Genomic DNA, 13,925 nt, shown 5'->3' with positions numbered 1-13,925 from the left:
GTCCGTACGGACCTCTCTCATGCTCGTCATCTCCATTCAAAGCCAGGTGGTCCACGGCCATGTCGGCAACAGCGCGGCCGCCTATGCCATCCAGGCGGAGGGCGTGAACGTCGCGGCGGTGCCGACGACGCTGCTGTCCAACCATCCGCGCTATCCGACCCTGCGCGGGCGGGTGCTGGAGACCGAGCTCGTCGCCGATCTCCTCAAAGGCGTCGAGGAGCGCGGGCTCGTCGACGAGGCGGCCGTGCTCGTGACCGGCTATCTCGGCTCGCCGGGCAATGCCGCCGTGATCGCCGATTTCGTCGAGCAGGCGCTGACGCGGAATAGGAAGCTCGTCTATCTCTGCGATCCCGTGATCGGAGATGACGGCCGCGTCTATGTCGCCGACGGCATCTTGGACGTGGTGCGGCACCGGCTGCTGCCGGCCGCAAAGCTGACGACGCCGAACCAGTTCGAGCTCGAGCTGCTCTCAGGCCTTGCGATCGCGGATGCGCAGGGTCTGCGCGCGGCATGCGCCGCGCTGGCAGGCAGCGGCCGCAGCGACGTCGTCGCCACCGGCTGCACGCTCAGCGATACGGCGGAAGGGCAGGTGGAGACGATCCTGTGCGCCGGCGGAGAGGTGTCGCGCTTTGCAACGCCGCGCTTGCCGATCCGCCCCTACGGCACCGGCGATCTCCTCACGGGCCTGATCGCAGCACATTTGGCCAAGGGCGAAGCGACCGAGGCTGCGGTGCGGCTTGCCGTCGAGACCATCTTTGCGGTGCTGGTGCGCACCCAGGAGGCCGGCACGGCCGAGATGCGGCTCGTGCCGCTGCCCTCAGTGGGACGTAAGCCGTAACGGCTCAGGTCGCGCGCTTGCCGGCCGATTGCGCCGATTTCTGTGGCTTGGCCGGGCTCTTCTGCTCGCGCGCCGCCTGCGCCTTCGGCGGCTTGGCGGCGGCAACACTGCGCGTCTTCTTCGGCTTGACGTTGACGGCGGCTTCCTTGCGGTCCCCCGTGCCGCGGCGCGAGATGTATTCCGGGCCATCAATGGGGCCGACATGCGGCGGATCACGGCCGAGATAGGGCCGGCCGATGCCATATGCCTTGCCGTTGGCGTCGACCCACTTCCACAGGATTTCGGTCGAGACCCAGCGCTGCGCGCGGTTGTTGCCCTGAGTGCTGACAATGTCGGCCGCCATGCCGTGGCCGTAGCCGCCGCGCGAGCTGCCGCCATGATAGGAACGGTCGGAGGCCGCTTTCAGGCCGCTCGCGATCGACTGGCGATAGTCGTCGCGGAACGCGCTGGTGATGCCGGGCGAGAGACCGGCGGCTTCTGCGGCGAGCAGCGTGCGGAACAGCTTCCGCTTGAAGCTCTTGTCCATGCCGCCGATGACGTAGTCCATCATCGACATGTTGGCGTGCTCGGCTGCCTTCGGATCCTTCCAGCCGAAATCCTCATCGACCAGCTTCGTGAAGGTGCGCATTACCGTGACCGTCTTGCCCTTGCGCTTGACGGTGACGGCGCGGCGCTCCTGGACCTTGATGGAGTCTTCCTTTGCGGTGCGCTGGTAGAGCGTCCAGAGATAGCGGTCGATGCACGCATCCATGACGAAGCATTCGTCGAGCACGGCAACGGTGTCGGCCGGCGGCGATGCCTTGCTCACGGGCGCGACAGGGCCGCCTGCGATCGCTGCAGGGGACAGCGCATCGGTCGTCACGATCTCGGTGGGATCGGCAGATGCGAGCTTGATGGGCTCCGGCGCCGCAACTGGGGCTGCCTCGCTGACAAACGACTCCGGCTCTGGTTCGGGCGAGATCTGCGGTGCAGGCGGCGGCTCTGCCGGCAGGATCAGGGCCGGATCGGCCGAGGCGAGCTTGAGGGCGGGTGCGGCAGGCTCAGGCGCCGCCTCAGCGATTGCCGGGGCCGGTGCTGCGGCCACCGCGGCCGCGATGTCGGCGGTCAAGGCGATGGCGTCCTCGATCGTCGCAGCGTGTGGCACGTCGGCGAGGTCGAGCCGGCTGAGATCCTTGCTGAGATCCTTGGTGAGATCCTTGGTGAGATTCTTGGCGCGCGAGACGGCAGCCGCATTGGCACCGCTGTTCTCGATCAGGGCAGGGGCATAGGCGGAGAGGGAAAGCGCCAGCCAGCCGGCGAGCACGGCCGAGGGGCACGCGATCGCCACCAGAAGAGACCGTCGATCGTTCATGATCCCTGCCTCCAAACGGTTCTGCCCGAACCCGCCTTGCCCGGACAGTCATGATGCAAACAGTTTGACGAAAACAGTCTTGCACGGAAAGGCACGCAGTGCGTCGATTGTTTGGAGGACCATGTGGCAGCGCAATGGCGCAGATCGGCGAAAATGGGCTTTTCGACCGAGTGTTGCCGAGTTGCAACGTGGGTTCCACGGCGGTTCGCTGGGAGCAGCGTCGTTGTCGTCAACTTGAACGATCGTGTTTACTCAATTTTGGATTGTGGCGATGCATTTGTCTCTCGCCGGCAATTTCCGGTAGAGTTGAGAAGGATGCGGTTGTGAAGTTGAAATGCAAGTGGGCGGAATTCGCGGCCGATGAATCCGGCGCGACCGCGATTGAATACGGCCTGATCGCAGCCGGCATTGCGCTCGCGATCATCGAGATCATCTATGCGCTCGGAACCAACCTCGTCGCAAAGCTGCAATCGCTGGCCACGGCGTTGAAATAGGACGTCGCTGCGCCGGCATCACGCGTTTGCACGCTTGACGGCGCTGCTTTTTGCGCGGAGCCTTGCGGCAACTTTGTTGCGGCTGGCGCGTTTGGTCGCCCATGACGCATACCTCGCTTCGTCCTATGGACGCCTTCGATCCCACCGAACCCGCCATCCTGCACGATCGTCTCACGGACACGATCATCACCTGGACTGCCGACCAAGCCGATGATTACCGGCGGGCCAGCCGGCCGGGCAGCGATGGAACGGTGGCTTGGAAGGCCTATCTGTTTGACGGCTGGGGCAACGTGCTCGGTGGCTGAGCACCACCCTGAGAGCGGCCATGGCGCGGCTCGCGTGACTCGGCCAAAGTCCTAAGTTAAATATATTGCCATGCACGACGTGCGCTTGTGCAATGCAACAAAATATGTCGCGTTGCAGCAAGGCGGGCCTAAATATGCTCCGACTCTTCCACTCAGGAGCATCACCAATGAACAAGAACACTCTGTCGATCGCCGCCGCCATCCTGACGATCGCGGGCAGCACTGCGGCTTTCGCCGCCGAACTGCCGACTTACGAGATCAACGGATTTCCGGTCTCGCCCTTGCAGGTTCGCGTCCTCGGTGCCGCGCATGTCGAGCAACAGGCCGCTGCGCCGATCACCGTCGCCTCGGTTCACCAGACGAAAGTGCTCAGCCCCCGCAAGCTGAAGACCGCCGACGTCACCACGGGCGCTGCCCGCTGAGCTCTATCGGTTGATGGCTGGTGGGTCCCGCGGAGAGGCGGGATCCGCTGCCTCACCTCACGCCTTTGACGTCGACGCTACCTCCCTTGTTATCTTGGTACTGAGCCTGACCTAAGGGCTCGGTCTCAGCCCCTGATTTTTCTGAGCGATCTCGCGCAACGCGCGAAGCTCTGCGCGTCCCAGCCCTGCGGCCGCGTGGGTTGAGGCCATTGGCGAGCTGACCTAAGGCTTGCTCCATGGACCAGCGGACGAGCGGCGCCGAGGCTCTCTCTCAGAACTACGATGCGGCGCCGGCACTGCTCGGCGTGGCCTGCGGCCTTGCCGCGGCGCTGTTCTGGGCGCTCGGCTTTGCCGGCACGCGGCATGGACTCAAGGTCGGCTTCACGCCGGTCGATCTGCTCGTGCATCGCTACGTCTGGTCGGGGATCGCATTCCTGCCGCTGGTGTTGCGCGCCGGCGTCAAGGATCTCTGCGGCATCGGCTGGGGCAGGGGTCTCGTGCTGATGGTGCTCGGCGGCCCCGTGATGTCGCTGATCTCCTACACCGGCTTCCTGTTCGTGCCGCTCGGCCATGGCAGCGTGATCCAGCCCTCCTGTGCCACGCTCGGCGGCCTGTTGCTCGCGGCCCTGGTCCTGAAAGAGCGGATCACGGTCTCGCGTCTCGTCGGCGCCCTCGTCATCGTCGGCGGCCTCGGCGTAATCGGTGCGGAATCGATCGGCCATATCGGCGCCACCGGCGTGCAGGGCGATCTGATCTTCGTGCTGACCGGCTTGATGTTCGCCGGCTTCGGCGCCGCGCTGCGGCGCTGGCGCGTGTCCGCGGTCTCGGCCGCGCTTGTCATCAACGTGCTGTCGCTGTTGCTGCTGCCGGTCTACGTCGCAACCGTCGGGCTCGCTCATGTTGCGGCGATCGGCGTCACCGAAAACGCGATCCAGGCGCTGGCGCAGGGCGTGCTCGCAGGTCCCGCCGCGCTCTATCTGTTTGCCGTCTCGGTGCAGCGCCTCGGCGTTGCCCGCGCAGCGGTGTTTCCGGCCTGCGTGCCGGCGCTGACGCTGCTCACCGGCTGGCTGCTGCTGGGCGAGCCGCCGACGCTGCTGCAGACCGCGGGCCTCGTGACGGTGCTGTGCGGATTCTATTTGGCGCAGCGGCAGCGATAGTCTCTATCGCCCGTAAAACAGGAAGGCCGCCCAAGGGGCGGCCCACTCAAGTCTGAAGATGTGATGCAATCGAACAGGTAACCCTGCAAGCCAGCCCCGGGTTGAGAAAATAGATACGCGCTGCAAACGCCACGCCCCGGCATCTGTAAGCTTACACCGATTTACGACAGGGATAAGAAGGAATATGGGTTCCGGAGCTGGAACTGGGCATTAGTGTTACCGCGGGCGCGGCAGGCCGCAGGCTCGCGCGGTCAGGCTTTCCTGACGAATTCCGACTTCAGGTTCATCGCGCCGATGCCGTCGATCTTGCAGGCGATGTTGTGGCCGTCGCTGGCGTCCTGGAGGCGGATGTTGCGCACCTTGGTGCCGCCCTTGACCACCGAGGAGGAGCCCTTGATCTTCAGATCCTTGATCACGATGACGCTGTCGCCATCTGCGAGCGCATTGCCGTTGGCATCGCGCACGCCGGCCTCCGACGCGGCATCCACGGCCGCTTCCGCCGCACCGCTCCATTCATGGCCGCATTCCGGGCAGACCCAGAGATCGCGATCCTGATAGGCATGCTCGGAGCTGCAGGCGGGGCATTTCATCGCGTCGGTCATGGCAGTCTCGTCCAGCTCTTCTCGGGGTCTCACGCTTCGTTCGCGGCGCGACCGTAGGGGCCGGGAACAGGAAAGCAAGCGAAAGCTGTCGACTGCGGCAGGCCGCGATCGCCTGGTGGTGCGATATCACCGAAACGATGCGACGAAGATCGCGGTGAGCCGGCGGAGACGCATCGCTTGATGCAAATCAACCTGATCCGCGCGCCCCGCCCTAGGCTTCATTTCAGCGAAGCAACGACTGGGAAATAGCGATGTCGCACAGTGCTCGAATCTATCTCGGCCTCGCTCTCCTGATCGCATTGTCGGTGCTGTTTCTGCTCGGCGTCGTCCACACCGCGGCGGGGGCCCAGAGATCCGGCCCGCGTGCGGTTGCTGAAGGACATCGCCTGGCGCAGGCGTGGTGCCAGAGCTGTCACGCCATCGAGCCGCACATGGCCGGGTTCTTCGACGAGGCCCCGAGTTTCCAGGCCATCGCGGACAGGAGCGGCACCACCGCGCTGTCGCTCAAGGTGTTCTGGCGGACCAGTCATCAGAACATGCCGAACCTTGTGATCTCGCCCGAGCAGGCGGATGTGCTGTCGGCCTATATCCTGAGCCTGCGCGGCAAGTGAGGCCGTCGCCGGCACGATTTCGCGAAAACAACCCCATGCACAGTAGAGCGGGCCTTGATAAGTCTCGCTTTTTCGGTTTGTCCGAATGAGATTTGCGGCGTCGGGCAAAACGGGGGTATATTGGCATTGTGGCGTGTTGCGGGGCATCGTCGGCGCCAGCCGCGTGCGGCATCATCCCGGATGACGCTCGCGCAGCATTCGGGCTAGGTTCGCGCCGCAATTCGCGAGACGAGCCCGCCATGTCCTTCCTGCTCAACATCGACGTTCCAGATGTGGCGCAAGCCACGCGCTTCTACACCGCCGCTTTCGGCCTCACGGTCGGCCGCCGCTTCGGCACCGACTTCGTCGAGCTGCTCGGCTGGCCCGCGCCGGTCTATCTCCTGACCAAGCGGGCCGGCACATTGGGTGCCGGCGGCGACCGCCGCCGCTACGAGCGGCACTGGACGCCCGTGCATGTCGACGTCGTCGTCGACGATGTCGATGCCGCCGTCGAGCGCGCGCTGCGCGCCGGCGCGATGCTGGAGGTGCCGGCGAGCGATGCGCCCTATGGCCGGATCGCGATGCTGGCCGATCCGTTCGGGCACGGCTTTTGTCTGCTGGCGTTCAGCGACAAGGGATACGATGCATTGTTGGGGAGTTCGTAATCCGGGCTACGATCGCCAGCGACAGCAAGCTACAATCGGGACGACATGCCGGCAAAGCCGAAACGCAAGCTGAAGACCTACCAGACCTCGCTCGGGTTCTTTGACCAGGCGATCGCCGCGCCCTCGATGAAGGCGGCGCTGGAGGCCTGGGGCGCCAGCTCCAACCTGTTCCACCAGGGTGCCGCGAAAGAGACAGACGACCCCGATATCGTCGCGGCGACCATGGCGAAGCCGGGGGTCGTGCTCAGGCGCCCGGTGGGATCGGACGGGCCGTTCACCGAAAGCGCCGCGCTGCCCACCGATCTCGTCGATGACGAGACCACGCCCAAAAGCAAAACCAAGAGCAAGGCCAAGCCCAAGAGCAAGACGCGATCGCCGCAGCGTCCGGCCAAAGCCGCAAAGACATCCGGCAAGGCCGATGATCAGGCGGCCCGCAAGGCCGCCGCGGCGTTCGAGAAGGAGGAGCGACGGCGCGAGGCCGCGCGTGCCAAGGAGGAGGCCGCCCGCGCCAGAGAGCGTGCACGCCGCGACAAGGCGGTCGCCGCCGCCGAGGCGGCGCTGGAGAAGGCGAGGCGGGAGCACGACGCCAGGCTGGAGGAGATCGAAGCCGAGCGGGCTGCGCTCGACGCGCGCGCCGAGGCGGAGCAGAGCCGCTGGGACAAGCAGCGGATCAAGCTGCAGGAGGCGCTGCGCCGGGCGCGGGAGTAGAGCCCATGGAAGCGCGTGGCCAAAGCGCTTGGCGCAGCGCGCTGGGAAGGGTGGTTGAACCTTCCTTTACCATGGCTGCCGTCGCGGGGCCGAAGCGGCGGAAGTTTAGCGGTTCGGCAAAAATCCTGAGCTAGAGACGCTTCAGTCTTTCGGATGCGTCTTTCGACGCCGCCGCAAGCTTACGGGAGCTGTCATGAGCGATCATCGCGCCGCCGTCAGGCACCAGACCTTGCGCACCGGCATCGTCGAATTCGACAACGGCGCCGGCAGCACCGTCAGCGTGCCCTGCACGATCCGCGATGTCTCCGCCACCGGCGCGCGGCTTTCGCTCAACAGCTCGGCCTGGATCGCCGAGGCGTTCACGCTGGTTTTCGCAAGCGGCCTGCGCAAGACCTGCCGCGTCGCCTGGCGCAAGGAGCGGCTGATCGGCAGCGCGTTTGCGGACGGCTATGCCAGCGCCGACGAGCAGGCCGCCATGATGACCGCGGACGAGCAGGCTCGGCACCGCCTCGGCATCGGCGTGCGCGTCAGGGCCGCGCGTGAAATGCGCGGCTACACGCAAGCCCAGCTCGCCGAGCGCCTCAGCGTCACGCCGGCCTTCGTGGCCGCGGCCGAGCAGGGCGAGGTGGACATTCCGCTGTACCAATTGATGCGGATCGCCGATCTCCTGATGGTCGGTCTCGACCGCCTCGTGGCGGGGCCGGTGCCGGAGGAGGTTTGATGCGGCGGAGGAAGTCGTAGCCCGAATGGGCGAAGCGACTTGTCCGCCGAAGCCTTGGCGAAGGCGGAAGCAATCCAGTCTGTCTCCGCGGCGAAAGTCTGGATTGCTTCGTCGCAAGAGCTCCTCGCAATGACGGTGGAGAGGGCGGAGCGTCAAAGCCACCAGCACGCACCCCCGCAAGATCGCGCGAAATTTGCTTGCCTTGCCTGGCATCCTTTTGCACTCTTCGCGCGAAGGAGATCAATGCATGACAAAAATCACCGCCGCCTGCGCGCTCGGAACCGCCCTGGTGCTGTGCAGCCTTGCAACATCAGGCGCTGAGGCGAGGGCGCGCAAAGCCGTTGTCGTTCGTGCGCCACAAGAGCGGCTCGTCGTCACCGCGCCCGTGCTGCGGCCGACGCCATGGGATTACAATGTGGTGCCGCGCTATCGCTATCGCCCCGAGGACGACAAGGTCGATCCCTACGGCCCGCCGCTGGTGCCGTCCTATATCCGCTACGAGGGATGGCGCTGGCCGTATTGGTGGTAGCGATTGGCGCTCCAAGGGGCCGACAACCGCCCACCGTGGAGCGGCAGGATCAATCGCTCCGCCCCAAAAAAGTCATGCCGTCATGTGAATTGCCCCACAGACGGCGGCCGTCCTGTCTGTTTATCTGTCGCCGACTGGCTGCTGGTGCGCGCGTTTGGCATCGCGCATCCGGCGCCTTCGCATTTCGAAATCATGGGATGATCGCTATGGGCGTTTTTCATCGCACCGCCACGCTTTGCGGCTGGTTCATCGAGTCCACCTTGAGCGGGTGTACCGAGAGATTTCGCGTGCGCTGAACTGGGCGCACAGAGAATTCCCGAGGCCCCGCCGGTGACGGACGGGGCTTTTTCATGTTTGCAATCTGCCCATTCCCGCCCGGCGGAGCCTTCGCGAGAAGGAGGCCGGGTCATGTGGGAGTATTTTGGACCCGATTTCGCGTTCGACGTGATGAAGGGCGTGGTCGCCGGAATAGCCTCTTTGGCAGTTCAGGTCGTGGCGCCACGTAGCCTTCGTGCGGCAAAGCAGTTTCGCGCGTGCTGGGTTGCGAGGAGAGCGGCTCGGCAAGCTGCGAGACGGGCACAGCGCGATGCGATGCCGAAGGATGGGCGGTGAGATGCAAGCCGCCCGAACAAGACTGATGGGGTGGGTTAGCCGCAGGCGTGACCCACCCCTTCTGTTGCCGCGGACACGACGACGTGCCTCGCCACCTCATCATCCCGGCTTGCGTCCGCTGATCGCGTGCGCGCGGGCGCTGTAGGTGATGCGGCCCTCGGCATCGGCCGGCAGCCGCGCCCTCACGCGCTGCACGAGCGCGGTGACATCCGCTTCCGTCATGGCTGCCAGCACGGGCGCGGTGGACGGCGCCTTCGTCTCCACGTTCCAGAACTCGTCGAAATCGGTAAACCTCCGCTGCACGGTGATCTCGCGAGTCTCGATCTCTAGCAGGCCGGCCGCGCTCCAGAAGTCTCGAAGCGCGGCGAGGGTGGACACGTCCATATGCGGCGGCCGCGTCGGCGAAAGCCCCATTGCGCGCATCTCATTGAGGATCGGGTCGAGCGGAAAGCCGCTGCCCAGCATGTCCCACATATAGGTGGCGACGAGGCCACCGGGACGAACGACCCGCGCCAATTCCGCGACGCTCTTGGATGCATCCGGCACGAACACGAGAACCAATGCCATCACCGCGACATCGAAGCTTCCCGCCGGAAAGGGCAACGCCATGGCATCGCCGGTTTGAAACATCGCGCCGCGCGCGCCGGGACGCGCTCGGGCAAAGGCGAGCTGGCCCTCGGAGGGATCGATGCCCTGCACCTCGCTGGGGGCGCAGCGCGCAACGATGAGCTCGGTGAAGGCGCCGCTGCCGCAGCCGACATCGATCCAGCGCAAGCCCTTCGCCGGCTTCAGCCAGTCGAGAAAGACCTCGCCGACCGAACGGCTCCACACGCCCATCATCTGCTCATAGGCGGCACCGTCATCGAAGCGAAGCTCGGCCATGCAACGGCTCCCTCGGCTTTTCCACAAGGCAAATGCGCGGGCGGCGAGGTTAACACATTGGTTATTTCTTTGCGGTCATTTTCGCGACCTCAGTCAGCAAAGAGGCACCATGTCCGACATCACCATTCCAGGCGGCAAGATCCGGTCCTTCGTCGAGCGGATCGAGAACCTCGACAGCGAAATGCAGGAGTTGAGCGAGCAGAAGAAGGAAGTCTTCGCGGAAGCCAAGGGCGAGGGTTTTGACGTGAAGATCCTCAAGGAGATCATCAAGCTGCGCAAGGAAGACAAGAACGAGCGCGACGAGCGCGAAAGCCTGCTCGATCTCTACATGCGCGCGATGGAGACGGCCTCGCCGGAGCAGGCGAAGGCGGCGTGAGACGATCTGGTTGATCGGTGAGAGAGGCGGCCGCGATCGCTGGGATTGCGGCCGTCAGGTACTGGCAGCTTCGCGAAGTGGCGCGCCGCAAACCCCGCCGTCATTCCCAGGGCAATCGCATATGGTGTGCACGATGCGGCGGCAGTGGCAGTCGGCTCCCTCTCCCGCTTGCGGGGGAGGGCTGGGGTGGGGGCTGTCTCCGCATTGGGATTGCTAGAAATTGCGGAAGATGCCCCCGCGTGGCGAAAACCCTCACCCGCCGCGCTCAGCGAGCGCGTCGGCCTCTCCCGCAAGCGGGCGAGGCGGAGCAAGCCCGCGGCCCTCGCGCAATCCATAGGCGATAGCCCTGCTGACATTCCGGGGCACGCGAAGCGCGAACGCGGAATCCATTGCGCAGCTCGTCGTGCCGCCTGATGGATTCCGGGCTCGCGCCCAAGCGGGCGCGCCCCGGAATGACGGCGTCGGCCATCAATAGCGGCCGCCGCTACCCTTTTGCTGCGTGATCCACTCCGATAATGTTTTGGGTGGCGCTTTCGCAGTTCGGCCCGGCGATGCCTTCGGATTGTCGCGGCCGCCTTTGATCGCATGGCTGCGCGGCGCTTGCGTTGCGCCGGCGCCCTTCAAGGCAGCCATCGATGCCTCTGCGGCTTCCTTCTCCAGGCGCAACTGTTTCAATCGCGCCATCTTGATGCGCTCGGCCTCGACTTCGGGTCGTTCGGCGAGAAGCGGCTTGTGCTCGGCAAACTCTGCCGTCACGACGACCCCGAGTATGGTCGTCTCGCCGAGCGCCTTGCAGGCCTCCAATCGATGCAGTCCCTCGACCAGCACCAGGCGGTCTCCGTCTCGCCGAACGGAAATGGGCGCCTGTTGTCCGATATCCAGAATGCTTTCCGCGATTTCCGCAACGGTCTCGGGCTTGAGGGCTCTCTTCTGCTTCGTCGGAACGAAGATTGTCTCGATCGGGAAGCTTTCCGGTTTGGGCATAACTCAACTCCGCTTCTACCGGACGCACCGGAACCTATGCCGACGGGGTTGCGATTTTAGGAGGGAAGGGCTCGACCGCAAAGGCAATTTCCACGGCACGGCGTGAGGAACGAAATGCGAAAGCGTTCGATTGATTGGCATCACCACACGCCCAAAGGAGACACGGATGGAACTGTCCGGAAAGAAGATCGCGATTCTGGCCACCAATGGCTTCGAGCAATCGGAACTCGAAGTGCCGCGTGACACACTCAAGGCGGCCGGTGCGACCGTGGAGATCATTTCGCCGCAAGCCGGCGAGATCAAGGGCTGGGACAAGAAGGATTGGGGCCGCCCCGTCAAGGTCGACAAGACCCTCGATCAGGCCGCCGCTGCCGACTATGACGCGCTCGTGCTGCCCGGCGGGCAGATCAACCCCGACCTGCTGCGTGTCGAGCCGAAAGCGCTTCAATTCATCAAGAGCGTCTTCGATGCCAAGAAGGTCGTCGCCGCGGTCTGCCATGCGCCCTGGCTGCTGGTCGAGACGGGGATCGCGAAGGGCCGCCGGATGACATCGTACAAATCGATCAAGACCGACGTCGCCAATGCCGGGGCGAAGTGGGAAGATTCGGAGGTCGTCGTCGACCAGGGCCTCATCACCTCGCGCAATCCCGGTGACCTCAAGGCGTTCAGCGCGAAGATCATCGAAGAGCTGAAGGAAGGGCGTCACATGCAGCGCAGCAGCGCCGCTTAGCCAATGTTGCGGTGACGGTGCACTGAGTCGATGCCATCCTGCCGCGGTCGTGGAGGACGGGGCGACAGGGAATTTTTAGTGCACTGTCACTGTAATACCCGAGCGCCTTGCAGGCCTCTTACCGATGGAGTCCCTCGACCAGAACCAGGCGGTCTCCGTCGCGCCGAACAGAAATGGGAGCCTGTTGTCCGATGTCCAGAATACTTTCCGCGATATCCGCGACGGTCTCGGGCTTGAGGGCTTTCCTCTGCTTGGTGGGAACGAAAATCTTCTCGATGGGGAAGCTTTCCGGTTTGGGCATAGTTTGATCCGCTTCTACCGGGCCCGTCGGAACCGATGCCGATGGAGGTGGGAGCTTAAGGGGAAAGAGCTCGACCGCAAAGGCCGAAGCGCAGATCGGAGCGAGTGACTCAATTGCAGTGTCACCGGTAATTCTCACCTCGTCTTATAAGTTAGAACGGTATGTCATCATCATCAATCGTTGCTGGATTGTAGGCAGGCCACGCCTTAGGGCGAGCCATCCCTTTGGGCTCTATTGTCTTGTTGTCGGCTTTCAGCGCTTGTACATCCTCGGCTGTAAAGTCAGTTACCTCGGAAAGGTCCACGTTTTTGGACGTGGTTTCGATAATGGCTGCGACATTGAGATTGGACGCGGCCGAAAATTTCAGATTCCGAAAGCTTCCTTGCAGGAGTAGGCAGCCTGGCATGTCAATTGTGGACGTTACAATTGGCTGATGATTGCCGGCAAAAGAGAATTTGTAGAGTAGACTCGCAGGCATTTCCAAATTGTCTAAAGGCCCCTCGAAATGCACCGAGTAAGTCTGGCATGATCGAAGCTTGATCGCTCCGCCGCTCGTTTTGCGGAATGCGATTGCTCCTAAGAGGGAATTGTAAATATCTATTATTGAGTTTTCTCCAGTGATCGAACATCCGATCAAAAACGAATTAGAGATTGTAATGCTCTGGTCTTGAGCATCGAAGTTGCATCGTACGAACGTGCATCTCCGAAACTGAATCTTGGCGAGGAATTGTCCGTTGAAGTGGCGATCGACAAACAGACATTCGTAAAGAACGGGCTTGGAGGTGAGCGTCGCCTGGCTCTTTTGTACTTCGAGTGCATCCGTCGCTTCGTTGACATCTACGCGTGTTTCTGGAAGCGGCTGCGCCCAGGTGCTTACACTCTTGATCTTTGCGTCGAGTTCGGAGATCCACTTTCGCTTTTGTTCAAGGGCATCTGCATTGCGTGGATCAAATGACAGTGTGTAAGCCCAATTCCAGTTAAAGCGCGGCCAGGAGAGCTTCTCGGTGACGTGGCCGGCGCGATCCGACCAAGAATTCTCTCGAATGTACGAGCGCAGCATGTTTTGGATCTTTTCGCGATCTCGACTGCTTTCCTCCGCTAGCCGGGCTAGCGAATGGATGCCTCCCAGTCTCACCTCTACGTTCGGAACAGTCTGGGTGGATTCGACGGTATCGCCATCGTCAGTTGTCGAATTTCTTTTCAGCTCCCTCGTCTGACCTAGCTGATCGATGCTTCGAGAAAAGATGGAAGTGTAATGCGTTTCTCGATCAATTTGAGTCTTGTCCTCGCTGATGCGCGTTTGTCGATCGAGAATAAGAAGCCGCCAGATAATCAGAGGCAGGCCGACTACACCGGCGAGCACCGGCAACGCCGCTTTGGTGGCCTCTGCGGCGCGTTTTTGATCGCCGCTTAATAGATCAGCCAAAAGCCATGCAACTGCTAAGAAACCAATGATAAGCAGCGCTACAAAAAAGACCGTCCCAAAGACGGCGATAGGTACAGAAAGTTTCGATGATGGTTGCTCGAAACTACCCAAGATTTGTAACGGCCATCCCCGATTGTGGTTATCACTTTTCATGCGTTGCTCGCAGAAGTAGTGTTTCGGATCGTAAGAAAGGCCGCTCTTTCGAGCGGCCTTTCCGTTTCATCAGCGGGCT

General features: G+C 63.1%; 17 protein-coding genes and 1 pseudogene. 12 read left to right on the top strand and 6 right to left on the bottom strand.

Annotation, left to right across the window (positions count from 1 at the left end):
• The first annotated feature begins 19 nt into the window (after nt 1-19).
• Complete coding sequence (gene pdxY / locus P6U31_RS20335) at nt 20-838, top strand: pyridoxal kinase (protein WP_407183454.1); 819 nt, start codon at nt 20-22, stop codon at nt 836-838.
• 4 nt (nt 839-842) lie between these two features.
• Here pdxY and P6U31_RS20330 read toward each other — a convergent pair whose 3' ends face one another.
• Nucleotides 843-2,189, bottom strand: a complete 1,347-nt coding sequence (locus P6U31_RS20330; RefSeq protein ID WP_407183453.1) for a hypothetical protein — start codon at nt 2,187-2,189, stop codon at nt 843-845.
• Between the two features lie 329 nt (nt 2,190-2,518).
• On the opposite strand from P6U31_RS20330, the gene P6U31_RS20325 reads away from it, so the two are divergent.
• From P6U31_RS20325 to P6U31_RS20310, 4 genes are all read left to right on the top strand, one after another.
• Complete coding sequence (locus tag P6U31_RS20325) at nt 2,519-2,683, top strand: Flp family type IVb pilin (RefSeq protein WP_027569789.1); 165 nt, start codon at nt 2,519-2,521, stop codon at nt 2,681-2,683.
• A 125-nt stretch (nt 2,684-2,808) separates the two neighbouring features.
• Nucleotides 2,809-2,988, top strand: a complete 180-nt coding sequence (locus tag P6U31_RS20320) for a hypothetical protein (protein WP_407183452.1) — start codon at nt 2,809-2,811, stop codon at nt 2,986-2,988.
• A 167-nt stretch (nt 2,989-3,155) separates the two neighbouring features.
• Nucleotides 3,156-3,410, top strand: coding sequence for a hypothetical protein (locus P6U31_RS20315; RefSeq protein ID WP_407183450.1), 255 nt, complete (start codon nt 3,156-3,158; stop codon nt 3,408-3,410).
• Between the two features lie 236 nt (nt 3,411-3,646).
• Nucleotides 3,647-4,567, top strand: a complete 921-nt coding sequence (locus P6U31_RS20310) for a DMT family transporter (protein WP_407183448.1) — start codon at nt 3,647-3,649, stop codon at nt 4,565-4,567.
• A 251-nt stretch (nt 4,568-4,818) separates the two neighbouring features.
• Here the strand turns inward: P6U31_RS20310 and P6U31_RS20305 are convergent, their stop codons facing one another.
• A complete protein-coding gene (locus P6U31_RS20305; protein WP_407183447.1) occupies nt 4,819-5,169 on the bottom strand; it encodes a zinc ribbon domain-containing protein YjdM in 351 nt (116 codons plus the stop codon).
• Between the two features lie 251 nt (nt 5,170-5,420).
• Here P6U31_RS20305 and P6U31_RS20300 point away from each other — a divergent pair, with 251 nt between their 5' ends.
• The 5 genes from P6U31_RS20300 (at nt 5,421) to P6U31_RS20280 (ending at nt 8,382) form a co-directional block, all read left to right on the top strand.
• On the top strand, nt 5,421-5,780 hold the full coding sequence (locus P6U31_RS20300; protein WP_407183446.1) for a c-type cytochrome: 360 nt from the start codon (nt 5,421-5,423) through the stop codon (nt 5,778-5,780).
• 239 nt (nt 5,781-6,019) lie between these two features.
• Nucleotides 6,020-6,424: a VOC family protein gene (locus P6U31_RS20295; protein ID WP_407183445.1), complete on the top strand. Its 405-nt coding sequence runs from the start codon at nt 6,020-6,022 to the stop codon at nt 6,422-6,424.
• Nucleotides 6,425-6,469: 45 nt separating this feature from the next.
• A complete protein-coding gene (locus P6U31_RS20290; protein ID WP_407183444.1) occupies nt 6,470-7,132 on the top strand; it encodes a cell envelope biogenesis protein TolA in 663 nt (220 codons plus the stop codon).
• A 193-nt stretch (nt 7,133-7,325) separates the two neighbouring features.
• A complete protein-coding gene (locus P6U31_RS20285) occupies nt 7,326-7,853 on the top strand; it encodes a helix-turn-helix domain-containing protein (protein WP_407183443.1) in 528 nt (175 codons plus the stop codon).
• A gap of 247 nt (nt 7,854-8,100) precedes the next feature.
• The gene (locus tag P6U31_RS20280; RefSeq protein ID WP_407183442.1) at nt 8,101-8,382 is read left to right on the top strand and encodes a hypothetical protein; all 282 of its coding nucleotides are present in this window, start codon (nt 8,101-8,103) and stop codon (nt 8,380-8,382) included.
• A gap of 711 nt (nt 8,383-9,093) precedes the next feature.
• On the opposite strand, the gene P6U31_RS20275 is transcribed toward P6U31_RS20280, so the two are convergent.
• The gene (locus P6U31_RS20275) at nt 9,094-9,876 is read right to left on the bottom strand and encodes a class I SAM-dependent methyltransferase (RefSeq protein WP_407183441.1); all 783 of its coding nucleotides are present in this window, start codon (nt 9,874-9,876) and stop codon (nt 9,094-9,096) included.
• A 109-nt stretch (nt 9,877-9,985) separates the two neighbouring features.
• On the opposite strand from P6U31_RS20275, the gene P6U31_RS20270 reads away from it, so the two are divergent.
• The gene (locus P6U31_RS20270; protein ID WP_025575662.1) at nt 9,986-10,252 is read left to right on the top strand and encodes a DUF2312 domain-containing protein; all 267 of its coding nucleotides are present in this window, start codon (nt 9,986-9,988) and stop codon (nt 10,250-10,252) included.
• A gap of 468 nt (nt 10,253-10,720) precedes the next feature.
• Here the strand turns inward: P6U31_RS20270 and P6U31_RS20265 are convergent, their stop codons facing one another.
• Nucleotides 10,721-11,236 (bottom strand): ParB N-terminal domain-containing protein, encoded by a 516-nt coding sequence (locus P6U31_RS20265; RefSeq protein WP_407183439.1) that lies wholly within the window; start codon nt 11,234-11,236, stop codon nt 10,721-10,723.
• Between the two features lie 166 nt (nt 11,237-11,402).
• Between P6U31_RS20265 and P6U31_RS20260 the strand changes: the two genes are divergently transcribed.
• Nucleotides 11,403-11,966, top strand: a complete 564-nt coding sequence (locus tag P6U31_RS20260) for a type 1 glutamine amidotransferase domain-containing protein (protein ID WP_407183438.1) — start codon at nt 11,403-11,405, stop codon at nt 11,964-11,966.
• Between the two features lie 121 nt (nt 11,967-12,087).
• Here the strand turns inward: P6U31_RS20260 and P6U31_RS20255 are convergent.
• A pseudogene (locus P6U31_RS20255) lies at nt 12,088-12,267 on the bottom strand (ParB N-terminal domain-containing protein); the annotation flags it as partial.
• 151 nt (nt 12,268-12,418) lie between these two features.
• A complete protein-coding gene (locus P6U31_RS20250) occupies nt 12,419-13,846 on the bottom strand; it encodes a hypothetical protein (RefSeq protein ID WP_407183437.1) in 1,428 nt (475 codons plus the stop codon).
• Nucleotides 13,847-13,925: the final 79 nt, after the last annotated feature.

Origin of the sequence: Bradyrhizobium centrosematis, from assembly GCF_045571495.1 — a bacterium.
In the GTDB taxonomy this organism is placed as follows: Bacteria; Pseudomonadota; Alphaproteobacteria; order Rhizobiales; family Xanthobacteraceae; genus Bradyrhizobium; species Bradyrhizobium centrosematis.
Note: the sequence above shows the minus strand (reverse complement) of the source record. Positions and strands in the feature narration are given on the sequence as shown.